Here is a 24126-nt window from a genome sequence, read left to right as displayed (position 1 = left end):
TCACGCGGAGAAGGTATAGCGCACAGGGAACGCCTGTGACCAGAGCGCGTACAGGGTGAGGTGAAGGTGGATGCCGGACGGCACGGCGGCATGGCGCCGGCGGCTGGATGGCACACGTGCGGCTCTGCGCCGGTCGCGGCTGCGGCAGATCGGCTCACCTCCGCCGGCGCGGAGACGTCACTCGTCGACCTGCGACCGGGCGCGCGCACCGGCCTGAACGTCGTCGGGCGGCTTTCCGTGCATGTCGAAACATGCCGAAGCGACGGGCCTTCGGCATGGTGCGCGCCGAAGGCCCGTCGCTGTGTGGTGGTACGCCCGTCCGAAGCCCGTTTACTCAGCCCGGTCGTGGAGGACCTGACGACCTGTTACGGAACCAGTGCGACAGGGAGCCTCTCAAGTCCCCGGAAGGCGGGGAACGGGACCTTGAGCCATTCGGCCTCGGACGCCGGGAAATCGAGTTCGATCTTCGGGAACCTCTGGAAGAGCGTGGTCAACGCCGTGCGCATTTCCATTCTGGCCAACGGCGCACCGAGGCAGTAGTGCGCCCCGCTGCCGAAGCCGAGGTGCGCGCTCTGCAGACCCTCCCGCTTCACATCGAAGGTGTCGGGGCAGGCGAACCTCTCCGGGTCCCGGTTCGCGGAGGCGACCGCGATCTGCACGAGGGAACCCTTGGGAATGAGCGTGCCTCTGATGTCGATGTCCTCCAGCGCATGCCGGAACGTCGCGTTCTCGACCGATCCCTCGAAGCGGATGACCTCCTCGATGGCGTTCGGAAGAAGTTCCGGATCCTCCAGGACCTCCCGTAGCTGATCGCGGTGGGTCAACAGGTTGAACACGGCGTTGCCGATGAGGTACGCGGTCGTCTTGTGGCCGGCGAAGAGCAGCACCCAAAGGGTCGACAGAAGCTCGCCGTCAGTCATGGCGCCTTGCTCGTCCTGTGTCCGGATCAGGTCGCTGAGAAGGTCGTCGGACGCGTTCTTGCGCTTCCGCAGGATGAGATCGGCGAAGTAGTCCCGCAGCGCTCCCTCGGCCTCTGCCAGTTTTTCCTTGTCCTTTTTGCTGAATCCGGTGCGCGCGACGGTGGTGCACCTTTTCTGAGCTTCCGCGCGCTCGGCCTCGGGAATTCCGATGAGCTCGCAGATCACGATGAGCGGGAGCGGGAAGGCGAAGGACGACAGCAGGTCGATGGGTCCGTCGGTGGCACAGTGGTCCAGCAGTTCGTCGGTGATCTGCTGAATACGAGGACCCAAGGACTCGATTCGACGCGGACTGAACGCACGGTTGACGATGCGCCGCAGCCGCGTGTGCTTGGGCGGGTCCGAGAAGAGCATGTTGTCGTCGAGCGCGATGGACGAGTCACCGAAAATGGTGTGGTACGCGTCCATGGCCGCGTACATGTCCTTGCTGATGCGCGGATCCGTCAGGGCGGCCTTGGCGTCGTCGTACCGGGTGATCAGATAGGTCGCCACCCCATGCGGGGGAGACAGACGGCACACCGGGGCCGACTCGCGCAGGCACGCGTACACCGGATAGGGGTTGGCGCGATACGCCGCTGAACCACGCGAGGCCGCCGCGATCGCGTCCGCTGTCGAGTCCGTCGTGTCCCGTTCGTCGAGCTGAGTCATCATCCCGGCCTTTCTCACAGCTTCCGCCCCGGCCACGGGACAGCAGATGTACGACTTACGATCCACCGGTCCCCGGAAGGATCCCCTACGTAACGCAATTCGCCCGATCGCACCTACCGGCCGCTCGCACGGTCGTTGGGGCCCGTGTCCACGGGCTGCGGCGAGGCGGATTTGCCGCTGATCGGGTGATCACTGCTTATCGGCTCGCCGCGCATGGCAAAAGAACTGAGAGCGAGTCACGGAACCCATCGGCCACCGCGCTGCGGAGATGCTGATACCAGAGGAGAAAACGCGATGAACGATCGCGGCAACGAGTATGTGCCCGTCATGGTCGTGGGGGGCTCACTCGTGGGCCTGTCCGCATCCGTGTTCCTCGGGCGCCTTGGCATCGAGCACTGTGTCGTCGAGCGCCATGCCGCCACGTCGGCGCATCCGCGCGGCCGCGGCAACAACATGCGGACGATGGAACTGTTCCGGACCGCCGGCCTCGAGCCGGACATCCGGAAAGCCGCGACCACGCTGTCGAAGAACCATGGAATCCTTCAGGTCGACACCCTGCGCGGCGAGAGCCGGCGTTGGCTCTCGGCGCGGATCACGGGCAGGCCGCCGGAGGCGGACCTGTGCTCGACGATCCGCTGCGCGTGCAGCCAGAACGATCTGGAACCGGTCCTGCTGCAAGGCGCCCGCGACCTGGGCGGGGACGTGCGCTTCGGCACGGAACTGCTGTCCTTCAGCCAGGACGACGACGGGGTGCAGGCCGTTCTGCAAACCAGGGACACCGGTGAGACGTACACGGTGAGGTCGGACTACCTGCTCGCCGCCGACGGTCCCCGCAGTCCCGTCCGCCAGCGGCTCGGGATCGAGCACTCGGGATCGGGAGATCTGTTCCACAACGTCAGCGTCACCTTCCGCAGCAAACTGCTGCGCGAGGTCGCGGGGGAGCAGAAGTTCGTCGTCTGCTACGTCACCGACCCCACCGGCGAAGGCGTGCTGCTGCCCGTGGACAACGAGGAGCAGTGGGTCTTCCATGTGCCCTGGTTCCCGGAGCGCGGGCAGACGCTGGAGCACTTCACCGACGCCCGGATCATCGAGCACATCCGGGCAGCGGCCGGAATGCGCGATCTGGACGTGGAGATCACCGGGAGAGCGCCGTGGCATGCGGCGGACCGCGTGGCGAACAGCTATCGGGACGGACGTGTGTTCCTCATCGGTGACTCCGCCCACGAGATGCCGCCGACCGGGGCGTTCGGATCCAACACCGGTATCCAGGACGCGCACAATCTCGCCTGGAAGATCGCCGCGGTCCTCCGCGGCTGGGCGGGCTCGACGCTGCTGGACAGCTATGAGGCCGAGCGTCGGCCGGTGGCTCAGACCACCAGCGCGCGAGCGACCCTTCAGGCCGCTCGTGAACAGCACCCCGGCTACTCCGCCCGGACGGCGTCGAACGACTCCGCGGACCTGATGACCGTGGCGCTGGGCTTCCGATACGCCTCGCGGGCGGTGGTCGGCGCGAACGCGGAGGACCCCGTCATCCCCGACGTCCTGTGTCTGAACGGCGAGCCCGGAAGCCGTGCACCGCATCTCTGGGTCACACGTGACGGGGTGAAGCTTTCCACCGTCGACCTGTACGAGCGCTCTTTCGTCCTGCTCTGTGGGAGCTCCGGCTGGCGCACCGCGGCCCGCACCGTGGGTGCGCGGCTCAACGTACCGCTCGACGTCTACTCCATCGGCGACGGAGCGGAGTACGACCTGAACACAGGCGGCGCTGCGGACTGGTCCTCGGTGCATGGAGTCGCACCGGAAGGCGCGGTGCTGGTACGGCCGGACGGCTTCGTGGCCTGGCGGGACGAGGCCGGGACGGCGGACATGGAAAAGGAACTGACCGGCGTTCTTCTTCAGATCCTCGGGCGCTGAACGTCACCGCGGCTCGGCACCCCGAGCCTCACAAGAGCGACTTCTCCGGCGTCACCACAGAAATGGGAGCCTGTCCATGACATCACTAGAGACGGCTGCGGGCACGGCCCCACTGGCCGGTATAGGCGACAGCGGGCCGACGGAGGCGGGGGAGGGCGACGCACGCCGGGAGCGTGTGGACGTACACCACCACTACACCGCTCCGGAATGGCTCGACTGGGCGGAGAAACAGGAGATCGTCCATCGACGGAACCTGCCGCCGTGGACCCGGTGGGACCTCGGAACAGCTCTCCGGATGATGGACGAGGCGGGCATCCGGACCAGCGTGTTCACCGTCGCGATGCTGGGCCGCCTCCAGGATCCGAAGGTGCGCAAGGAAAGCGCCCGCGTCGCCCTGGAAGCCGCCAGCGGCCTTGTCCAGAGCCATCCCGATCGCTTCGCCTTCTACACGCCGCTGTTCCTGGACAGCCCGGACCTGTCGATGTGGTCGCTCACCCATGGAATGGACGACCTCGGGGCGATCGGCGTCAGTGTGCGGACCAGCGCCAAGGGGGTCTATCTCGGCCACCCCGACCAGGACAGAATCCTGGCGGAGCTGAACGAGCGCTCAGCCGTGGTCAGTACGCACCCGATGGACGTACCCGGAGGCGGTGCGGAGCTGGAGGGCGTGCCGCCGTTCCTGTGCGACTTCCTGATGGACACGACGCGCGCGGCGATCAGTCTCATCATCAACGGGACCTTGGACCGCTACCCGAACCTCAGCTTCATCCTGCCGCACGGAGGCGGTTTCCTGCCCTACATCGCCGGCCGTGTAGAGGTGTTCAGCGACTTCCTGACACCCAAGGTGGAACGCGCCCGGGTCCGTGACTACCTGCACCGTTTCTACTACGACACGGCCGGCCCCATGTCCCCCTCGGCCACGCCGAGTCTGCTGTCCACCGTGGATCCCTCCCGGATCCTCTACGGCAGTGACTGGCCCCCCACCCCGGCTCATCTGGTCACGGGTGTCACCGCTCCCGCGCTCGACAACGACCCCGCCCTCGACGAACAACAGCGCCGCTGCATCAACCGCGACAACGCGCAGCGTCTTCTTCCGGCGCTTGCCACTCGCCGATAGCGGCTTCGAGGAGGGGCACGAGCAGTGCAGAGGGGAGGACCGGCGACTGGCCCCGGACCATGATCGGTCCGGGGCCCACGCGCCGGCGCCTCCGGCAGACTCCCGGTCGCAGGGCCCCGATGAGCTTCCAGGGGCTCAGACGTCGGTGATGCGCAGGCCGGCGTGGGCGTCGCTCTCCCGGGCCGTGGTGACGTTGCCGGCGCCGAGGATGCCAGGCCCAGCTCTACGGCGGTGGCTTCGGCGCGGTCGGCGCTGCGTGAACCGATGATCACCTGCTGCCCGGCCCTGGCCAACCGGTAGGCGAGTCCCCGGCAGCCACGCCACCTGCGGTCCGCTGATCGACCCGGACGCGTTGTCGGCCGAGCTGCGGCCCGGCGACGACCACAGCCCGCGTTCGGCAGCGGTCGTTCTGGAGATCACCCATGCGACGCTGGGCGGGCTCGTCCCCGACTTCTCGGCCGCCGCGGAGGTCTCGCACCGCGCCAGGGCCAACGGCACGGCAGTCCACATCGACGGCGCCCGGCTGTTCAACGCCCCAGGTCGCCTCCGGGATCCCGGTCGCGCGCTGGGCGGCTCTGGCCGACACCGTCACGTTCTGCTTCTCCAAGGGTCTTGGCGCCCGGCGGGCGCGGGGGAGGCGTCCGCCTTCGTGGGAAGCCTCGCCCGCAACGGAGTCCGTGCGAAGACGTACGGCGGCAGGTGGGTTCGACTCGTCACGCACAAGGACGTGAGCGACGAGGACCTTCATGCGGCCCTGGCAGCGGTCGAGCGGACCGTGCGGCACGTTCTCCGAAGCTGACCTTCGCACCGACCTCCGCCGTTCGCGAGCCGTCGTCGCCAAGCGTCGGCCGATGCCGCGTCCTACGACGTCGGCGTCGATACCGACCGCCCGCCCACGCGGTCCAGGGGAATGACCTCCTGCCTCCTTCGTCCGGGTGCGGCATGCCGCTTTTGGCGTAATGAGCTGGGCGGGCTGTTCGGCCGTGTCAGCCTGTGGTCTTGTTTGATCACGGTCGTGCCGGGAGGCCGGGGTGTACCGCTCGCGTGAGTGGCTGTACGAACGGATCCGTCGTGGCGGCCCGGCGGATCCCACGGTTTCGGCACGGGCTTGCGACCGCGGGCAGGATCTGGTGTCGGCGGTGCACCGCAATGGCCGGATCACCGTGCCGCGAGCGAACGAGGCGCTGGCCCTGGGCGGGCGGCAGCTCGTCGCCCGGCACTTCAGACTCACTCGCCGCTACGCCTGCCACGACATCCTGGAGATTCTCCTGGTCAAGCCCGGTGCATCCGCTGGGCCGCCGCTCTGGCGCAGGCCTGGGCTCAGCACGGCTTCACTGCCACTCATGAGGCGTTCCGGTCGGCAGCGAAGACCAAGGTCGGTGAACATGAGGGCACCCGGGTGCTGATCGAGGCGCTGCTGTCGCACCGGCAGTTGCCGGCCGCGGCGGTCATCGGCGGCATGCAGGCTGCTCTCGGCTTCGGCTCGGTCCGCATCGGCCTGGTGGCCATCGAGGTCCGCCAGTGCGACGCCGCCTGTGAGGAGACGGGCGGCAGTCCGGCTGAGGGGGCGAAGGCCATCTCGCGGCACGCCCTGCGGTTGCCGCCCGATCCGCGTCCACTCCCGGACATGAGCACGTACGACCGGCTGCTGAAGCCGGTCACCAGCACCACCTCGAAGAAGGACACGAGCGCATGAGCCCCGTGAGGACCGCCCCCACCGATAGGGACGCCGAGGCCGGCTTTGAACATCAGGTGCCGCCGCGGCGGACGCCGCTGCCGGAGACGGAACCGGAGGACGCGATCATGGACCTATACGTCCTCCCGAAGGTGGGCACTGCGATCGCTGAAGCAGGGGGCTCCAAGCCGCTGTTCCAGGTCTTCACCGAGCGGGAGGAGCGCAAGGCCACCGCGGTGGCTTCCCACGCCCCCCGCGGCGCGTGGGGCCAGACCTACATCGACCCTCGTCGATGCGCGGCGATCGCCGACCGGCTCAGCCGCAAGGGCACGCTGACGCAGACCGGCACTGACTCCTACCGGTTGAAGTCCAGCGAGAGCGAGCACCTGTTCAGCAGGCGATCGTGATGGTGGCGGGAAAGAAGGGGGAAGGGGCGGAGCGGCCGCCCCGCCCCGACCTGCTGGCGCGTCTGGACAGCGAGCTGGGCCGGATCGATGAGCAGCTGCGCGCTCTGGCCGGCGCCAAGCACCGGGTCCAGGGGCTGCTGGAGGCGGTGGTGGCCATCACCCGGGAGGTGGAACTGCACGCGGTACTGCACCGCATCGTGACCACCGCCATGGACCTGGTCGGCGCCCGCTACGGGGCACTGGGAGTGCTCGACGAGTCCGGCGAGTTCCTGGAGCAGTTCATCGTCGTCGGCCTGTCCGAGCAGGAACGGTCGGCCTTGGCAGAGGTGGGGTTCCCTCGCGGTCGGGGCGTGCTCGGGCACCTGATCCGCCACCCCGAACCCTTGCGGGTGGACGACATCTCCTCCCACCCGTCCTCGGTCGGGTTTCCGCCCGGCCACCCGCCCATGCGCACCCTCCTGGGCGTCGCCGTCAGCGTCCGCGGTGACATCTACGGCGACCTCTACCTCTCCGAGCGACGTGACGGACGGCCCTTCGACGTGCACGACGAGACCATCGTCGTCGCCCTTGCCCGCGCCGCCGGTATCGCGATTGACAACGTCCGGCTCTTCGAACAGGTTCGTACCGGATCCGAGCAGTTCCAGCGGCGTCTGCTGCCGGCGCTGCCCGACATGCGGCCCTTCGACGCCGCCGCCATCTACCGGCCCGCTGCCAAACCCCACCATTTGGGCGGCGACTGGTACGACGCCATCCTGCTTCCGGACGGCGCGGTGGCGGTCGTCATCGGCGACGTGGTCGGTCACGATCTGCATGCCGCCGCCGCCATGGCCTCCACCCGCAACATGATGCGCGCTCTGCTGTTCACCCTGCGGACTCCGCCCAGCGCGGTCCTCGCCCAGCTCGATCGCACCCTGGAGGCCATCACCGACAACCCCGTCACCACCACCAGCCTGGCGCGCATCGAACCCGCGGGGGCTGCCTGGAGGCTGCACTGGAGCTCTGCAGGCCACGTCCCCCCTTTGCTGATCGCCCCGGGCGGCCGGGCGGAATACCTGTTCATGGAGCCCGGACTACCACTGAACGTCGACGTCGGGCAGCCCCGCCCCGACCACACCCACCCCCTGCCCCCGGACACCACCGTGGTCTTCTTCACCGACGGCCTCATCGAGCATCCCAACCACCCCCTCGACGAGAGCCTGGACGAACTCGCCGAACTCGCCACCACACACGCGGCCCTGCCTCTGCAGGACTTCGTGCAGGCCCTGGCCGACCACCATCCCAGCGACGCGCACGACGACATGGCCATCCTCGCCTTGCGCACCCCACGCTGAAGCCGCACGGACCCACTGCGGCCAAGAGGAAGATCCCTTGGGTCACACATCCCTCCGAGTGGTCACCCAAGCAATCCCGGCAGAGCACATTGCGAAAGGTCGTACAGATGAGCGGCGGTGTCGTGGATCCGGGAGGGTCAGCCAACGGTGGACGAGGGAGCAGAGCCGAAGGGAAGACCTCCCGATGACCGTTGCGAGCCGCGACAAGCTCCGGAGCGGTGGCATGACGGCCCTGCAGATCGGCGCCGTTGCCGCGCTGTACTGCGCCTCCGGCAAGCTGGGACTCTTCCAGGAGTTCATGCGCGGCCAGGTCACGCCGCTGTGGCCTCCGACCGGCATCGCCTTGGCCGGCCTGCTCCTGATCGGCCTGCGGGTCTGGCCCGGGATCGCGCTCGGCGCCCTCCTCATCGACATCCCGCTGGGTCCGTCAACGCCCGCCGTACTCGCCATCACGACAGGCAACACACTCGCGCCCCTCTGCTCCTACGCACTCCTTCGCCGCAGCGGGTTCCGCACCCAGATGAACCGCTTCCAGGACGCGCTCGCACTGGTCTTCCTCGGCGCGCTCACCGGCACGCTCATCAGCGCGACCGTGGGCAGCAGCATCCTGAGCGTCGCTCACGCGCTGCCCGGCGACGGGTTCTGGCTCACCTGGTGGATCTGGTGGACCGGCGACGCCATGGGCGTCCTGCTGGTCGCGCCGCTGCTGCTCGTCCTCCGCTCGGCGCACTGGCCGAAGGGCACACCGCCATCCCGATGGGCGGAGGCATCGCTGCTTGTCGCGGCCACCATCGGCGTCGGGCTCCTCGAAACCTTCCCCGCACCGCTGCTCTTCCTTGGTTTCCCGCTGCTGACCTGGGCAGCCTTCCGCTTCCAGCGCGCCGGAGCCACGCCCTGCGCGCTGGCCGTATCCACCTTCGCCATCCTCGCCGTCACGCACAGGGCAGGCCCGTTCGCCAATCACACGCTGCTCACCGACATGATTTCACTGCAGGCGTTCAACGGCGCCGCCGCGCTGACCGCGCTACTGCTCGCCGCGGCCATCACTGAGCGAAACCAGACCCAGGAAAAGATCGAAGAGGCCTGCAGGCGACTCTCCGAGATGGTGGCGAGAGCCGCACCGGACACCGGCGGCCCGCTGGCGCTTCCCAACCACCAGGGCGACGAGGGAGAGACCGGCGGACAGACCCGAGCGTCGTGATCAATCAGCACTTGCGATATGGGACCGGGCCCGCCGAACCACGCCTGTCAGGGACGCAGATTGCCGATCATGGCCTCGAGTTGGTAGCGCAGGAGTTTGGTGCGGATCGCGCCCGGCATCACGGACTCGGCGGTGATCGCCTCGCCGGCCCACCGCTTGGTCGCCTCGACGGCGAAGAGCGCGTAGGCGGTCCAGCCGTACTTCTGACCGCCGCCCACCAAGCCCTGGGCGCGACGGCCGGCCGAGGTCCGGACCGGGTGATCCATCGTGTCTCTGGTCCAACGCAACCTGTTGTTACACTGGTAGAGACGTTGATCGTTTGTTGAGGAGCCGAGACATGGTGGTGGACGACGACATCTCCGGGTGATACCCGGACCCGACAGGCCACTTGGCTGGTGCGTGGAAGCGCCGCCGATGTGGCCTCGCTGTCGTCCCCTTTTTCCTCCTGTCTGCTGCTGGGGCAGAAGTGTCTTCCCTGCCCCCTCCCCACGAGGTCACCTCCATGTCCGACGCTTCCGTCGTCTGCTCGAACCTGTCCTTCACCTGGCCCGACGACTCTCTCGTCTTCCAGGACCTGTCCTTCACCGTAGGATCTGGCCGCACCGGCCTCGTCGCGCCCAACGGTGCCGGCAAGAGCACGCTGCTCAAGCTCATCGCCGGTGAACTGCGGCCCGGCACTGGGTCGGTCTCCGTCGCCGGCACCCTCGGCTACCTCCCCCAGAGCCTCCCCCTGACCGGCGACCTCACGGTCGCCGAGGTGCTGGACGTCGCCGCGATCATCCGGGCCATCGACGCCGTGGAGTCCGGGGACGTCGACGAAAAACACTTCACCACCATCGGCGACGACTGGGACATCGAGGAACGCACCCGCGCTCAACTCGACCGCCTCGGTCTGGCCGACCTCACCCTGGATCGCAGCCTGAGCACCCTCAGCGGCGGCCAGGTCATCTCTCTTGGTCTCGCTGCCCAGTTGCTGAAGCGGCCCGACGTGCTGCTGCTCGACGAGCCCACCAACAACCTCGACCTCGACGCCCGGCACAAGCTCTACGACGTGCTGGAGGACTTCAACGGCTGCCTGCTCCTGGTCAGCCACGACCGCGCCCTGCTCGACCGCATGGAACGCGTCGCCGAACTCGACCGCGGCGAACTGCGCTTCTACGGCGGCAACTTCACCGAGTACGAAGAGGCCGTGCGGGCCGAGCAGGAAGTCGCCGAGAAGAACGTCCGCAACGCCGAGCAGGAGCTGAAGCGGGAGAAGCGGGAGATGCAGCAGGCCCGCGAGCGCGCCGAACGCCGGCAGAGCAACGCCGCCCGTAACCTGAAGAGCGCCGGTCTGCCTCGTATCTTCGCCGGCAACATGAAGCGGGGCGCGCAGGAGTCCGCGGGCCGGGCGGGCCAGATGCACGCAGGCCGGGTCAGCGAGGCGAAGGCCCGGCTGGACGAGGCCGGGCGCGCGCTGCGCGAGGAGCAGCGCATCACGCTGGACCTGCCGGACACCAACGTGCCCGCCGGACGCAACCTGTTCCTCGGCGAGCAACTCCGCGTCCGGCTCGGCGACAAGGACGTGTTCGCCGGCCAGGGCGTCGACCTCACCATCCGGGGTCCGGAGCGCATCGCGCTGACCGGTCCCAACGGTGCCGGCAAGAGCACGCTGCTGCGTCTGCTCAACGGCGACCTGACACCACAGAGCGGCGAGATCAAGCGGGCCGACGGCCGTATCGCCTACCTCTCGCAGCGCCTCGACCTGCTGGATCTGGACCGTACGGTCGCCGAGAACTTCGCCGACTACGCCCCGAAGCGGCCGGAGGCCGAGCGGATGAACCTGCTCGCCCGCTTCCTCTTCCGGGGGCCTCGCGCCCATCTGCCCGTCGGGGTGCTCTCCGGAGGCGAGCGGCTGCGCGCCACCCTGGCCTGTGTGCTGTGTGCGGAGCCGGCTCCGCACCTGCTGCTTCTGGACGAGCCGACGAACAACCTCGACCTGGTCAGCGCAGGCCAGTTGGAGAGCGCCCTGAACTCCTACCAGGGGGCCTTCGTGGTGGTCAGCCACGACGAGCGGTTCCTGCGCGAGATCGGCGTGAACCGGTGGCTGCGACTGGCCGACGGCGAGCTGAAGGAGACAGGGGCCCCTGAGATGTGAGCCGCCGGCGTGTCGACCTGGCCCGCGTCCGAGGCATGCCGCCCCGCGGGCCGAGCACCGATCACGTTGGACGGACCCCAAATGCCTCAGCCCGCTCTGCTCGCCCACGACCTCGTCCACACCCTCGGCGACCGACGGCTGCTCGACGGTGTCTCCCTGACCGCCTCGCCCGGGCACCGCATCGGGCTGATCGGGGAGAACGGCGTCGGCAAGTCGACCCTGCTGCGCCTGCTGGCCGGGACGGACAAGCCCGACGCCGGCAGCATCACGCGCCCGCCCGACCTGGGCTTTCTTCAGCAAGAGATGCCCTACGACGCCGACGCGACGATCGCCGACGTACTCGACGACGCCCTGCGCGAAGCCAGGGAGGACCTCGCCGAGCTGGAACGACTCAGCGAGCAGGTCGCGCGGACCGCGCAGGATGCGCCCGAGTACGCCGGCCTGCTCGACGCGTACGGCGTCCGGCTCGAACAGGCCCAGGAACGGGAGGCCTGGGACGCCGACCGGCGCGCCGTGCTCGTGCTCGACGGCCTCGACCTCGGCGCCTTCGGACATGACCGGACGCTCGGGTCGCTGTCCGGCGGGCAGCGCGGCCGGCTCGTGCTGGCCGCGCTGCTGGTCCGGCGGCCCTCCGCGCTGCTGCTGGACGAACCGACCAACCATCTCGACGACGGTGCCGCCGCCTTCGTCGAGGACCAGGTATGCACCCTGCCGGGGGTCGTCGTGGTGGCCAGTCACGACCGGGCCTTTCTGGACGCCGTGTGCACGGACCTGATCGACCTCGACCCCGCGATGGACGGTCCGGTCCGCCACGGCGGCAACTACAGCGCCTACCTGGCCGAGAAGCGTGCCGAGCGGGACCGCTGGGAGCGACGCTGGGCCGAGGAACAGGAGGAACTGGCCGCGCTGCGGGTCTCCGCTCAGGTCACCGCGCACCGCGTCGCACCGGACCGGGGACCGCGCGACAACGAGAAGATGGGCTATGGCCACCGTGCGGGCCGGGTCCAGAGCCAGATCTCCCGGCGGGTGCGCAACGCCATCCGCCGCCTGGAGGAGCTGGAGCGCTCCCAGGTCGGTGAGCCGCCGAAGCCGCTGCGGTTCAAGAGCACGGCGCTCGCGGCACCGGGGGCGGAGGGCGACGGTCCGCTGGTGTCCCTGGACGACGTACGGGTACCTGGCCGGCTTGCACCGGTGAGTGCGCAGGTTTCGGCGACCGACCGTCTGCTGGTCACCGGTGGGAACGGGGCCGGGAAGTCGACTCTGCTGGCCGTGCTCGCCGGGCGGCTCGCGCCCGAGGGCGAGGTGCGGCGGCGGCGCGGACTGACCGTGGGCCTGCTCGCCCAGGACACCGTCTTCGACCGGCCGGGCCGGTCCGTCCGGGACACCTATGAGCTGGCGCTGGGAGCCGAGCGGGCCGAGGCAGTACCGCTGGGCTCGCTCGGTCTGATGCACGAAGCGGACCTGGACAAGCCCGTCGGCCGGCTCTCGGTCGGACAGCGCAGGCGGCTCGCGCTGGCGCTGCTGGTGGCGCGACCGCCGCAGTTGCTGCTGCTTGACGAACCCACCAACCACCTGTCGCCGCGCCTGTGCGACGAATTGGAGGCGGCGCTGGGCACCGGTCCCGGCGCGATCGTGCTGGCCAGCCACGACCGCTGGCTGCGGGAGCGCTGGCAGGGAGGGGAGATCCGGCTCGGCTCCGACCTCGAGCGCTGGGGCAGTGCGGGTCACAGGCTTCGCGCCGGTGGACACCGCCAGACCGCGCAGGGGGTCCCCGCCAGGAACTGTTAGGACTGAACTGGACAGAGGTTCCTGCCGCTTGACGTGCACCCGCCGCGAGCTCGTCGTCGGTGGAGCCTCCTGCGCGGTTGCGGCACCGAAGGGGGCGGCCGCCGGGCGGGGCAGGCAACGGTGAACGCGCCGGAGCGGCACTTGGTACTCGACCTCGGCGACGACGCCTACACCGCCAGCCGCCCGCACCCGATGATCGACCCGACGGTCCGTGCCGCCCATCTGCGCGCCGCGCTGCACGACCCGAACACCGCCGCAGTCGTCCTCGACGTGGTCCTCGGCCACGGCGCGGGCCCCGACCCGGCCGCCGCCCTCGCCGCCGAACTGGACCGGGTCCCGGCGTCCGAACGGCCCCCCGTGCTCGCGTTCGTCGTCGGCACCGAGCGCGACCCGCAGGGCACCGCAGCCCAGCGGAGCCGCCTCGCGCAGGCGGGCGCCCACCTCGCCCCGACCAGTACGGACGCGGCCGAATGGGCCGTGGCCCTGACCGGCTCGGCGGCACACGGCCCCGTAGGGACACGGAACTTGACGTCGACCGGATGACCCGCCGCCCGTATCGGCAAGACCACGTCAGGAGACCCCACGTGAACGCTCCCACCACGCCCGCCCTGCTCGGCGCGGGCGACGCCCCGGCCCGGATCGCCGCCGTCGGCGTCGCCGGCTTCGCCGACGTCCCGCGCACCGCGGGCGCCCAGGTCGACGCCCTCGAGTGGCGTCCGCCGGCCGGCGGCGACCCGGACATCGGCTGGAACCTTGCCGAGCTCACCGACCACCCGCTCGTCGAGGAGGCCAACCGCACCGCCGTGGCACGCCTGCTGGCCGCCCGGCCGCTGTGGCGCGACGTCCGCCCGGCCCGCGAGGTGCTGCCCGTCCTCGACGACCGCGCCACCGGCGAACGTGTCCTGCTGCACGCCGGACCCCCCATCGGCTGGGCCGACATGTGCGGACCGATGCGCGCCGGCGTGATCGGCGCCGCCTTACTCGAAGGCTGGGCCGACACCCCGGAGAAGGCCGAACTCCTCGCTGACTCCGGTGCGTTGCGCTTCGAGCCGTGTCACCACCACGAGGCCGTCGGGCCGATGGGCGGCATCACGTCCCCGTCCATGCCGGTGCTCGTCGTCGAGGACCCGGCCAGCGGGCGCCGTGCGTACGCCAACCTCAACGAAGGCGCCGGACGCTGTCTGCGCTACGGCGCCCTCGGCGACGTCATGGAGCGGCTGCGCTGGATGGCCGACGTACTCGCCCCCACCCTGGACACCGTCCTGGGCACCCTGCCCGAGGGGGTCGACCTGCGTGCGATCACCGCGCAGGCCCTCCAGATGGGCGACGAGTGCCACAGCCGCAACACGGCCGCGTCCGCGCTGCTCCTGCGGGAGATCGCCGCCCCGCTGGCCCGGACGGAGCACGGCCCGGACGTCCTGGAGTTCCTCGCCGCCAACCACTACTGGTTCCTGAACTTCTCCATGGCCGCCTCCAAGCTGGCCACGTCCGCCGCGCACGGCGTGCCCCACTCCACCCTCGTCACCGCGTTCGCCCGCAACGGCGTCGAGGTCGGCATCCGCGTCAGCGGCCTCGGCGACACCTGGTTCACCGCGCCCGCCGCCCGCATCGAGGGGCTCTACTTCGCCGGATACGGGCCCGAGGACGCCAACCCCGACATCGGCGACAGCGCCATCACCGAGACCAACGGCCTCGGCGGCTTCTCGCTCGCCGCCGCCCCCGCGATCACCGGGTTCGTCGGCGGCACCGTCGACCAGGCGCTGCGCACCAGCCGCGACATGGCCCGCATCACCCTCGCCCGGCACGAGGCGTACCGACTGCCCGCGCTGGGCGGCCTCGGCTCGCCCGTGGGGATCGACCTGCGTGCCGTCGTCGACACCGGCATCGAACCGGTCGTCACCACCGGCATCGCCCACCGCGAGCCGGGCATCGGGCAGATCGGCGCCGGACTCGTGCACGCCCCGATGGAGTGTTTCGTCAAGGCGCTCGCCGCCTTCCCCGTATCGCGGGACGAGGAGCCGGAGGACACCCGGACGCCATGAGCCCGACCGCCCTGCCGGGCCTGGTCAGCGCACTGGCCCGCGACGTCCTGACGGGCCCTGCCCGTCCCGCCCGCGTCATCGCCGTCGCCCGGCAGGCGCTGTATCTGCTCCCGCACGGGCAGCGGGAACCGCTCGCCCTGGTGGTGCCCGGCGCCGTGCGGGTGCCGGCCGCCGTCGTCCTGCCGCGCGCCGCGGGGGAACGGCCCTTCCACGGGCTGACCCCCGGCCGCACGGGACGCGTCGGGGCCGGCCGGATCGCGATCGGACCCCTGTGCCTGACCACGGGGGAGTTCTGGGCGCCGCCCCGCGCCCAGGACACCCCACCCGGCCCGGTCCTCGACCGGCTCGCGACGCTCCGCCCGCCCCGGCCGCTGCCGCCCGAGGTCCGCCCCGCCGCCCGTGCCCTCGTGCGCATGCTCGCGCACGGCGGCACCGTGGCCCGGCGGCGTGCGGCCCACGCCCTGCTCGGCCGCGGCCCCGGCGCGACACCCTCCGGGGATGACTTCCTGTGCGGGCTGCTGCTCGCCGCCCGGGTGCAGCCGCGCCCGCCGGACTGGCTCGCGGCACTCGCACACGTCGCGGCAGAGGCGGACGCGCTGACGCCGCCGGTCTCCTCGGCCCTTCTTCGGCATGCCGCCGAAGGCCTGTGCATCCCTCAGGTCGCGGTGCTGCTGCGGGCCGCCGCGACCGGCGGCGACCCGTCCGGCCCGGTCACCGCCCTGCTTGCCGTCGGCCACAGTTCGGGGTGCGACCTGCTGCACGGCCTGTGCGCGGGAGCGCGCCTGGCGACGCGCGCCCGCGACGGGGTCGGGCCGGGATCCACACCGCCGTGATGTTCAGGACCCCTTGATGCCGTGGTCCGACGGCTCGCGCCCGTACCGGGAGGGCGTGGCGCCGCCGATGGCCCGCGGCCGATGTCGCTCAACGCCCGCACCGAACGGTTCATGAGGCAGACGCACGGCCGCCCAGGCCTCGCCTTCCTCCGCCTTCGTATCCTCCTGCGGTGACCGCCACGCAGCGCGACCACCGACTTCGGGACAGAGCCATTCGCTGGACAGTGACTCCACCCGAAAGGAGGCGAAAGCCGCTCGGCCGGACAGGCGGCGCGCGATCTCGGGTAATCCCTTGCAGCGGGCTGAGAACCGACGGCCGCGGCCCGGAACCCGGCGGTCGCGGTCAGGGCGAGGCTCGTAGGTGTGTACACGGAAGGCAAAGGCGGCCCGTACCGACGGGGCGGGCGGCGCCGACCAGGGTGCGGACGGGCCGACCGTATTCCGCACGTGACACACGCTCGTCCCATAGCTGAATACAAACTGGTTCGCCGGGACTGGCTGCGAGAAGCCGCAGGTGAGCGGGCTCGACCCGGAGGCCGGACGCGGGAGGTAACACATGTGCGGGATCACCGGCTGGGTGTCCTTCGACCGTGATCTGCGGTCCGAGAGCGCGATCTTGGACGCGATGACCGAGACCATGTCCTGCCGGGGCCCGGACGACCGGGGCACCTGGGCCGAGGGTCCTGTGGCCCTCGGCCACCGCAGACTCGCGATCATCGACCTTCCCGGCGGGCGGCAGCCGATGAGCGTCCGGACACCTGAGGGCACCGTGGTGCTCGTCTACTCGGGGGAGACCTACAACTTCACCGAACTGCGCCGCGAGCTGACCGGTCTGGGCCACCACTTCACGACCGACTCGGACACCGAGGTGGTCCTGCACGCCTACCTCGAATGGGAGGAGGGGCTCGCCAGGCGGCTCAACGGCATGTTCGCCTTCGCGGTGTGGGACGGCCGCCACAACCGGCTCGTGATGGTCCGCGACCGTATGGGGATCAAGCCGTTCTACTACTACCCGACCTCCGACGGCGTGCTGTTCGGCTCCGAGCCCAAGGCCATCCTCGCCCATCCGCTGGCCCCCGCCCGGGTCCGCCTCGACGGACTGCGGGAAATGTTCGCGATGGTCAAGACGCCCGGACACGCCGTATGGGACGGCATGCGCGAACTGGAGCCCGGCACCGTCGTCACCGTCGACCGGCAGGGGATGCGCCGACGCGTCTACTGGCAGCTTCAGACCCGTCCGCACACCGACGACCGCGCCACCACCATCGCCACCGTACGCTCACTGCTCGACGACATCGTCCGCCGCCAGCTCGTCGCCGACGTCCCCCGCTGCATGCTGCTGTCGGGAGGCTTGGACTCCTCTGCGCTGACCGCCCTGGCCGCCCGCCAACTGGCCGAGCACGGCGAGAAGGTGCGCAGCTTCGCCGTGGACTTCGTGGGACACGCCGACGACTTCGTCGCCGACGAGCTGCGCGCCACACCCGACAGCCCGTACGTGCACGACGTCGCCCACGCCTCCGGCACCGAGCACCAGGACATCGTCCTCGACGCGCAGGCCCTCGCCGACCTCGACGTACGGGCGGAGACGATCCGGGCGCGCGACCTGCCCGTGGGTATCGGTGATTTGGACTCCTCGCTCTACCTGCTCCTCCGGGCGATCCGCGAGCACTCCACGGTCGCGCTGTCCGGCGAGTCGGCCGACGAGGTCTTCGGCGGCTACCTTCAGTTCTTCGACGAGGAGGCCCGGCGCGCCGACACCTTCCCGTGGATGGCCCAGGCCCAGCGCTTCGGCAGCGACTCCGGCGTCCTGAGCCCCGCTCTGACCAAGGCCCTGGACCTGAAGACGTACATCGCCGACAGCTACGGCACCGCCGTCTCGGACATCCGCCGCCTCGACGGGGAGAGCGACTTCGAGTACCGGATGCGGAAGATCTGCCATCTGCACCTGACCCGGTTCGTACGGGTCCTGCTGGACCGCAAGGACCGCCTGAGCATGGCGGTCGGGCTGGAGGTGCGGGTGCCGTTCTGCGACCACCGGCTCGTCGAGTACGTGTACAACGCCCCCTGGTCGCTGAAGTCGTTCGACGGGAGGGAGAAGAGCCTGCTCAGGGAGGCGACCGCCGACCTGATTCCGCGGTCCGTGTACGACAGGACCAAGAGCCCCTACCCGTCGACCCAGGACCCGAAGTACGCCGTCGCCATCCAGGAACACGTCAGGGACATCCTCGCCCGCCCGTCCCACCCGGTCTTCGACCTGCTCGACCGGGACCGGGTGCACCAAGCAGCCCACCGGGACGCCCCGCAGGTGACGCTGGCGTCGCGGCGCGGTCTCGAACGCACCGTGAACCTGGCACTGTGGCTGGACCTGTACAAGCCGGAACTGACACTCACCTGACGACGGGCACACCGCGGGCCGGTCCCGTCGGCGCCCGCCGGCGGGACCGGCCCGCGGTGTGCCATCGGGCGCCGGTTCGGCCTGGGCTCACCACGGACTCAGGTCTTGCCGGCGGACATCCGCGGGTCTCACGCCCACCGCCGTGCCCCGCCCCCGCACCGTGACGGACGACGCCGGTTCCGGACTGGAGAGCGCCAACCGGTACGCTCATTCCGCAACACGACGCGAAGGGGAGTTCATTGGCGCGGGTTGCGGTGATCGGCGGGGGTATCAGCGGTCTGGGGACGGCGCTCATGCTTGGCCGACGGGGCCACACGGTCACGTTGTTCGAGCAGGACGTGCGGCAGGCCGAAGAGGACCTGGACCGGGACTTCTTCCACTGGGACAGGCCCCGGGTCCCGCAGGCCGTCCAGCCCCACTCGCTGCTCGCGCCCGTACGTACCGTGTTGCGCGGCGAGACCCCTGATGTCTACACCGACCTGCTGGCACGGGGAGCCCGGGAGTACCACGAGTTCGACCGGTTCGGTGAGCATCCGCCGCGTCGGGCCGGCGATGACGACTTGGTGACGCTGCGCACCCGCCGCATTGTGCTGGAGGCCGCCCTGACCGCGGCCGTGCGGCGCGAACCCGCCGTTGAGATACGGCGAGGCTTCCGGGTGCGCGCCCTCACTCTCCAGGAGGGCCGCCCCGCCCGGGTCACCGGCGTGCAGGTGGGCGCGGAAAGGTACCAGGCGGACCTCGTCGTCGACGCGTCCGGTCGTCGCTCGCCGGTGCCTGCCTGGCTGATCGCGGCCGGCTGCCGCCCGCCCGTGGTCGACAGCCACCGCACCGGGATCGCTTATCTGTGCCGCTGGTACCGCCTGCGCGCCGACGGCCCGCGTGACCCTGGACGGGTGAAGACCGGCTCGGCCGCACCGTTCGCGCTCGCCGGCGTCTTCCCTTCCGACAACGACACCTTCGCGGTGAGCCTGGTGCTCTCCACGGGTGATCCGACCCGCGGCGCGCTCACCGACCCTGCCGTGTTCGAGGCCGTCGCTCGCCGCTTCCCTGCGACCGCCGCCTGGCTCGACCTGGCCCCCGAACCGCGCTCCGCCGTCCTGGCGATGGCCGGCCTGGACAACCGCTGGACCGCCCTCGCCGACGAAGACGGACCCATCGTCACCGGCCTGGTCAACGCCGGGGACAGCCTCATCCACACCAATCCCACCTTCGGTCATGGCGCCGCCCTCGGCCTGCGTGCCGCCCAGCACCTCGCCACCCACGTCGACCGGATCGCCGAGGACCCCACGGGCTACCACACGTGGACGGCGAAGGCCCTCCGACCGTGGTTCGACGCGCAGGTGACCGCCGACCGCGCCGACGAGCAACGCCCTTCACATGACTGACAGGGATCCGCTTGTGCCGGCACTCACCGGCCTCCTCGTCGACCTCGTGTGGTGGCTGGAGAGCTGCGAGGACGAGGAAGTGGATCCCGACTCCGCGGTGAAGATGATGGAGAGCGTGGGCTGGGTGCTCCTGCAACTGCCCTCAGATCAACGCCAACGGCTCTTGCAGGTGCTCGCGGACCTGGCCGAAGCGGAGCAAGACCCTGCACGGCACGAGTTCCTGGAGTCGTTCCCCTTCGCAATCGGCCTGGTCGAAGACCAAAAGAGCTGAGGCGAGGCCGGTTGGTAGGCGCCAGGTCAGCCACAACTGATCACCGGCGGCCGTGACCTGCGGCCGCCTTGTCGATCAACATCCTGACCTGCTGCTGAGCTGTCGGCAGTTGTCGACGTTGCTCACCGTTGAGCGCCCTTCCACGGCCCGAGGACGGCCCGGGAGGCGCTCATGCGTGAGCACCGCATTAGGAGCGAGGTTGGTGATCACTCGTGTCTCAGCTGTGCAGTCGGATTCCCGCCTGTAGCCCCAGCACGGTGTCTCCTGAGGCATCCTGTCCGCCATGACATCGATCCGCGCGGTGGCGATCGGCCTTCTTGCAGGGGGCGCCGGAGCCCTGATCTTCGATCCCAGGGGTGAAGGACTTGACCACGTGCGTCTCGCCATGCTGATGGGATTGCTGGCAGGCCAGCTCCTCACGATCCCGGTCTCACTAATCGGTGGAGTCGTTTGGGCGCTCGCACGGAAGGGCAGGCCTGTTCGTCTTTACGATCTTTCCATGGGTCCCCTGCTCGTGGCCTTGGGCGCTCTGGTTGTGACCCAGGCGTGGGCAGTGGTGAATTGGCTCAGCACCGAGCCGACCCCCGGCGGCGTTGGCGATCCGGACGGCGAGACATCTATAGAGCTGATTGCGGGCCTTTCCGGGTGTCTGATGGTCCTCGTTGGCTTGGCGTTGCTGGCGAATGGCGTCCGGTCGAGTCGGCGGCTGGCACGAGCGTGAGGGACAGACCACCCTGACCCACCACTCACCCCGGCTCCCATCCCGTCCGCCGTCGACGCTGAGGGGTCTCAGGTCTCCGGACAGGAGTCTGTAAATCTGCCGGCTCAGCCTTCCCAGGTTCGAGTCCTGGCGCCGCCACGCTAGTGGGAATCGGCCCCTGACCAGCAAGTTTGGTCGGGGGTCGCTCTCTTTTCCACCCAACCCCTGTGCCCGTCGTTCCCCGCGGTTCCCCCGTTGTTCTGGCACGCTCGTGGCACGATGTGGTGATCTTGACCACGTGGTCGGCAAACTCTGACCCGGTCGTGCGCTGTCACCGCTGACTGGTATCTATGGGCCGCATGAATCTTGAGCAGGCAGATCCTAAGGACCTCGCGGTGCTCCGTGCGGCCTTCGCTGTCGACGACGGCGGTCAGTCCGCGCTGGGTTGGGACGCGGTGCGAGCCTTTGAAGCGGAGCACGGCATAGTTCTGCCGGAGCCATATCGGACCTTCGTTGCGGAGATCACCGACGGCTCGTACTCCGGTCCGCCGGACTACGGGTTGGTTGGCCTGGCAGAGCTGCCCGATGACTGGGGGGACGACTCGGAACGTGACCTGAGCCAGCCCTTCCCCCTCACCTCGCAGTGGCTGTGGGAAGAGGACGACTCAGAGCCGTTGGAGGAAACGGACTTGATCAGGGGTCGAGTCTTCGATCACGGGTCAATCGTCCTCGGAACGGACGGATGCGGCATGTACTGGCACCTCATCGTCACCGGCCTGCATCGTGGACACGTCTGGGTGATCACCGGAGAAGGTGCCACTCCGTTCGGAGCCGAGTTCGGGTACACCACGGCTGAGCCGGGATTCGCTGGGTGGGTTAAGCACTGGGCTGCCAACAAGCCCTGGTTTGACGCTGCGTGACGAGGTAGAACAACGGGGCGTGCGGTCCAGCAGGCGTACGAGCGGTCGGCGGAACGACTTTGGCCGGGAGTTTCAATGACCCAGTCAAGCGCCACCGCGCTCGGGTCCTGGAGCGCCAGTTTGGAAGATCGCGTACGCGGGTGGGCGCTGACGTGGCGAGACGGTGACCTGCGCGTTCCTGGGACGCTTACCGCCGTTCCCTGCTGGTCGCTGCTCGGTCGGGCATGCAAGGGGCACGCTGCCCACCCTCGCGGAGCCGACCGCCCCAGCCCCGACGTGTTCTGACCTCCAGCCCCGTGTGCCTGCCTCTTGGGCGGGAGCGGACGGCTGGCGGTGCCGAGCGGGGCGGAGACATGAGCGCTGGCGCCGCCGACCGCCCGCGCCCGCCCGGAGGAGCGAAGCGACGACGGGTGCTTGATGAAGTAGAGAAACTCTTACCGCGCTTACCGCGTGCCCTGCTTCTCTGCACTTCACCGGTTCTGGTGATCCTCCGGTTGGCGGCTGCTCCTCCGCCTAGGGTGTCGATCACGTTCAAGTCAGGGGTGGGGTGAAGCACCGCGCCACCGCCGCACTTGTCGCCGTCGCCGCCCTCGCAGCGCTCGACTTTTCTGGAGGTCGCCGGGGCGGCCAGCCGCCCCCGGACCATATTTTTGAGAGGAATTGCCGTGAATCTGGCAAATGAGGCGACGGACCCTGGGCCGATCCCCTTCTGCATGGCAGCCGCCGGTGGCGCATACTTTCTGGGGATGGCTTATCTGCTGTGGTTCAACCTCCGCGGATACGGCGCGCGCCTGGTGCGCCTGTGGTATTCCGCCTCCCCTTACCGGGTCCCCGACGGGTACGGCTTGATATGGCGAGCCCGCCTGTTCGCCGTGGTGTGCTTCGTGGGTGGCGTGGCAGCGGCGACAATTTCCGTCCTGGGATTCCTCGGCAAATTCCCGCCGAGCTGACCGGCGGTCAGTTCGGCTTCGAGGAGACCGGGCCGCGGCCCGTCAGTTCGCCGGCTTGTCGTGGCTGCGCCCGGTGGCTGCCAGCGCTCGCCCGCCTGATCGGCGGGCGTCGCCGGCTCGGGCGGAAACCCGTTAGGAGTTCTTAGACACTCACCCGCGGGCCGCGGTACGCGGCTCGGTCGGTGCTGGGGATGGGGTCGCGGGTCAGTGTCACAACCACCGGCCCCTGACACCGCCCTTGGTCTCCCTGGCTCGGACACGGAGGCAGCAGTCCGCGCCGCCCTCGTGTCACGAGCCGCCAGGGATCGAATGCGGACCGGTCAGGCGCAGCGACCGTCGGCCTGCTTGCGGAACTCCGCCAGGGTCATGGGCTTGAGGTCGGTCCAGACTTCGCCGTTCTTCAGGCGGGCGAGATCGGCGGCGGAGAAGGCCACCACGCCGCGGTATTTCGCGGTTCCATCTGCCCTGCCCACCACGAACTTCATGTAATAGTCCCGCCCCTTGCTGAGCTCGGTGGCAGGAGTCATGGAGCCGGTCCAGCCCTCGGGGCGGCGGAGAATGCTGATGTCGAGTTCGCCTTTCGCCGATTCCGGCGGTTTCAGCGACCAGTTCTGCAGACCGGGGCCGCCGTCCGGCCCGTCGCCGAGCCGCCGCACCTCCACTCTGCCTATGCGATGGTCTCCGCACGGATGGAGCACCGCCGAGATCCCTCCACCGGAGGTGGGATATACCGCGATTGCCGGATATTGCGGCGGACTGCATCCGGCCAGTGAAAGTGTCATGCCGATGGCCATCAAAGCCATAGCTGCCAGGTGTCTTCGCCCGATGGCCCTGCTCATGATCCCTCCCCTTGTTCGCACGGTGACGAGGAACGATACGACAGGTCATCAGGTGTGTTCTCCCTCAACTCTGCTTCACTGATGAGTACCTGGGCCGGTAACCCGAAGCACCGTCTCTCGCAGGGGAAGAGCCGTCGTCGCCTGACGTCATCTGTCATCGCTGAGCACCCCTGCACGGCCCAGAGACGGCCCGGCCGATGGGGCCGTGCGTTTACCCAAATGATCGGCGGAGTTCCAATAGCTCAGTTGCTATATCCTTCTGACGTGGCGAACTGGCGGCGGTCTCTGGTTGATGCGTTCTGGGCTTGGGATCGGGCCTTGGGTGGCCAGCGGCGTCCGACCCGGATCCAGAAATGGGTGGCCCGACACCCGATCGGCACTGGTCTCTGTGTGGCTGTGCCCTTCACGCTCTTCTGCTTGATGCTGTCGCGTGAGGACGAACCCGACGATCCCTTGTTTGCTGTGTTGTTCGGGCTCCTTATGGGACTTGTCTTCGGTCTCACGGCAGGGCTTGGTCAAGTTCCGGAGTCGTGCGGCTGGGTCGGGCCGTGACCGGTTGGGGTGCATAGCAGAGCAGGCACGGGCTTCGTGATCAT

20 protein-coding genes and 2 pseudogenes are annotated in these 24126 nt (G+C 69.5%); 18 read left to right on the top strand and 4 right to left on the bottom strand.

Annotation, left to right across the window (positions count from 1 at the left end):
• Positions 1 to 365 precede the first annotated feature (365 nt).
• The gene (locus tag ACIQFZ_RS35210) at positions 366 to 1625 is read right to left on the bottom strand and encodes a cytochrome P450 (protein WP_402693158.1); all 1260 of its coding nucleotides are present in this window, start codon (positions 1623 to 1625) and stop codon (positions 366 to 368) included.
• Between the two features lie 294 nt (positions 1626 to 1919).
• On the opposite strand from ACIQFZ_RS35210, the gene ACIQFZ_RS35205 reads away from it, so the two are divergent.
• Positions 1920 to 3539: an FAD-dependent oxidoreductase gene (locus tag ACIQFZ_RS35205; protein ID WP_402693143.1), complete on the top strand. Its 1620-nt coding sequence runs from the start codon at positions 1920 to 1922 to the stop codon at positions 3537 to 3539.
• A 76-nt stretch (positions 3540 to 3615) separates the two neighbouring features.
• A complete protein-coding gene (locus ACIQFZ_RS35200; protein ID WP_383062564.1) occupies positions 3616 to 4656 on the top strand; it encodes an amidohydrolase family protein in 1041 nt (346 codons plus the stop codon).
• 168 nt (positions 4657 to 4824) lie between these two features.
• Here ACIQFZ_RS35200 and ACIQFZ_RS35195 read toward each other — a convergent pair.
• A pseudogene (locus tag ACIQFZ_RS35195) lies at positions 4825 to 4967 on the bottom strand (NAD(P)-binding domain-containing protein); the annotation flags it as partial.
• Between the two features lie 23 nt (positions 4968 to 4990).
• Between ACIQFZ_RS35195 and ACIQFZ_RS35190 the strand changes: the two are divergent.
• The 5 genes from ACIQFZ_RS35190 to ACIQFZ_RS35170 all read left to right on the top strand — a co-directional run bounded on the left by ACIQFZ_RS35190 (position 4991) and on the right by ACIQFZ_RS35170 (position 9270).
• Positions 4991 to 5455: a beta-eliminating lyase-related protein gene (locus ACIQFZ_RS35190; RefSeq protein ID WP_376653724.1), complete on the top strand. Its 465-nt coding sequence runs from the start codon at positions 4991 to 4993 to the stop codon at positions 5453 to 5455.
• A 600-nt stretch (positions 5456 to 6055) separates the two neighbouring features.
• Entirely contained in the window at positions 6056 to 6352 is a 297-nt protein-coding gene (locus tag ACIQFZ_RS35185) for a hypothetical protein (RefSeq protein WP_365435509.1), read from the top strand.
• The gene (locus ACIQFZ_RS35180) at positions 6349 to 6738 is read left to right on the top strand and encodes an ATP-binding protein (protein ID WP_402693142.1); all 390 of its coding nucleotides are present in this window, start codon (positions 6349 to 6351) and stop codon (positions 6736 to 6738) included. Before ACIQFZ_RS35185 ends, ACIQFZ_RS35180 begins: the two co-directional genes overlap by 4 nt.
• Positions 6738 to 8069, top strand: coding sequence for a GAF domain-containing SpoIIE family protein phosphatase (locus ACIQFZ_RS35175; protein ID WP_365778173.1), 1332 nt, complete (start codon positions 6738 to 6740; stop codon positions 8067 to 8069). The genes ACIQFZ_RS35180 and ACIQFZ_RS35175 overlap by 1 nt, the downstream gene beginning before the upstream one ends.
• 184 nt (positions 8070 to 8253) lie before the next feature.
• Positions 8254 to 9270, top strand: coding sequence for an MASE1 domain-containing protein (locus ACIQFZ_RS35170; protein ID WP_402693141.1), 1017 nt, complete (start codon positions 8254 to 8256; stop codon positions 9268 to 9270).
• Positions 9271 to 9317: 47 nt separating this feature from the next.
• Here ACIQFZ_RS35170 and ACIQFZ_RS35165 read toward each other — a convergent pair whose 3' ends face one another.
• Positions 9318 to 9536: a hypothetical protein gene (locus ACIQFZ_RS35165; protein WP_365435151.1), complete on the bottom strand. Its 219-nt coding sequence runs from the start codon at positions 9534 to 9536 to the stop codon at positions 9318 to 9320.
• Between the two features lie 236 nt (positions 9537 to 9772).
• Here ACIQFZ_RS35165 and abc-f point away from each other — a divergent pair, with 236 nt between their 5' ends.
• From abc-f to ACIQFZ_RS35110, 11 genes and pseudogenes are all read left to right on the top strand, one after another.
• Positions 9773 to 11407: a ribosomal protection-like ABC-F family protein gene (abc-f, locus tag ACIQFZ_RS35160; protein ID WP_402693140.1), complete on the top strand. Its 1635-nt coding sequence runs from the start codon at positions 9773 to 9775 to the stop codon at positions 11405 to 11407.
• 81 nt (positions 11408 to 11488) lie between these two features.
• Complete coding sequence (locus ACIQFZ_RS35155; RefSeq protein ID WP_402693139.1) at positions 11489 to 13195, top strand: ABC-F family ATP-binding cassette domain-containing protein; 1707 nt, start codon at positions 11489 to 11491, stop codon at positions 13193 to 13195.
• Positions 13196 to 13315: 120 nt separating this feature from the next.
• Positions 13316 to 13738, top strand: a complete 423-nt coding sequence (locus ACIQFZ_RS35150; RefSeq protein ID WP_402693138.1) for a hypothetical protein — start codon at positions 13316 to 13318, stop codon at positions 13736 to 13738.
• A gap of 41 nt (positions 13739 to 13779) precedes the next feature.
• Positions 13780 to 15237 carry a DUF1116 domain-containing protein gene (locus ACIQFZ_RS35145; protein ID WP_402693137.1) on the top strand — a complete coding sequence of 486 codons (1458 nt, stop codon included), beginning with the start codon at positions 13780 to 13782 and terminating at the stop codon, positions 15235 to 15237.
• Positions 15234 to 16070, top strand: coding sequence for a DUF2877 domain-containing protein (locus ACIQFZ_RS35140; protein WP_383062547.1), 837 nt, complete (start codon positions 15234 to 15236; stop codon positions 16068 to 16070). Before ACIQFZ_RS35145 ends, ACIQFZ_RS35140 begins: the two co-directional genes overlap by 4 nt.
• 556 nt (positions 16071 to 16626) lie before the next feature.
• Positions 16627 to 18465: an asparagine synthase (glutamine-hydrolyzing) gene (gene asnB / locus ACIQFZ_RS35135; RefSeq protein ID WP_365778157.1), complete on the top strand. Its 1839-nt coding sequence runs from the start codon at positions 16627 to 16629 to the stop codon at positions 18463 to 18465.
• A gap of 239 nt (positions 18466 to 18704) precedes the next feature.
• Positions 18705 to 19835 (top strand): annotated as a pseudogene (locus ACIQFZ_RS35130) (FAD-dependent oxidoreductase); the annotation flags it as partial.
• Positions 19836 to 19842: 7 nt separating this feature from the next.
• Positions 19843 to 20121 carry a hypothetical protein gene (locus ACIQFZ_RS35125; RefSeq protein ID WP_365779775.1) on the top strand — a complete coding sequence of 93 codons (279 nt, stop codon included), beginning with the start codon at positions 19843 to 19845 and terminating at the stop codon, positions 20119 to 20121.
• Positions 20122 to 20404: 283 nt separating this feature from the next.
• A complete protein-coding gene (locus ACIQFZ_RS35120; protein ID WP_402693136.1) occupies positions 20405 to 20842 on the top strand; it encodes a hypothetical protein in 438 nt (145 codons plus the stop codon).
• A gap of 338 nt (positions 20843 to 21180) precedes the next feature.
• On the top strand, positions 21181 to 21741 hold the full coding sequence (locus tag ACIQFZ_RS35115) for an SMI1/KNR4 family protein (RefSeq protein ID WP_365779779.1): 561 nt from the start codon (positions 21181 to 21183) through the stop codon (positions 21739 to 21741).
• Between the two features lie 746 nt (positions 21742 to 22487).
• The gene (locus ACIQFZ_RS35110; RefSeq protein ID WP_365436932.1) at positions 22488 to 22691 is read left to right on the top strand and encodes a hypothetical protein; all 204 of its coding nucleotides are present in this window, start codon (positions 22488 to 22490) and stop codon (positions 22689 to 22691) included.
• Positions 22692 to 23011: 320 nt separating this feature from the next.
• Here the strand turns inward: ACIQFZ_RS35110 and ACIQFZ_RS35105 are convergent, their stop codons facing one another.
• Positions 23012 to 23530: a hypothetical protein gene (locus ACIQFZ_RS35105; RefSeq protein WP_402693135.1), complete on the bottom strand. Its 519-nt coding sequence runs from the start codon at positions 23528 to 23530 to the stop codon at positions 23012 to 23014.
• Between the last annotated feature and the right edge of the window lie 596 nt (positions 23531 to 24126).

It is taken from the genome of Streptomyces sp. NPDC093064 (assembly GCF_044754605.1).
GTDB lineage: Bacteria > Actinomycetota > Actinomycetes > Streptomycetales > Streptomycetaceae > Streptomyces.
This window is presented reverse-complemented; position numbering and strand designations above follow the sequence as displayed.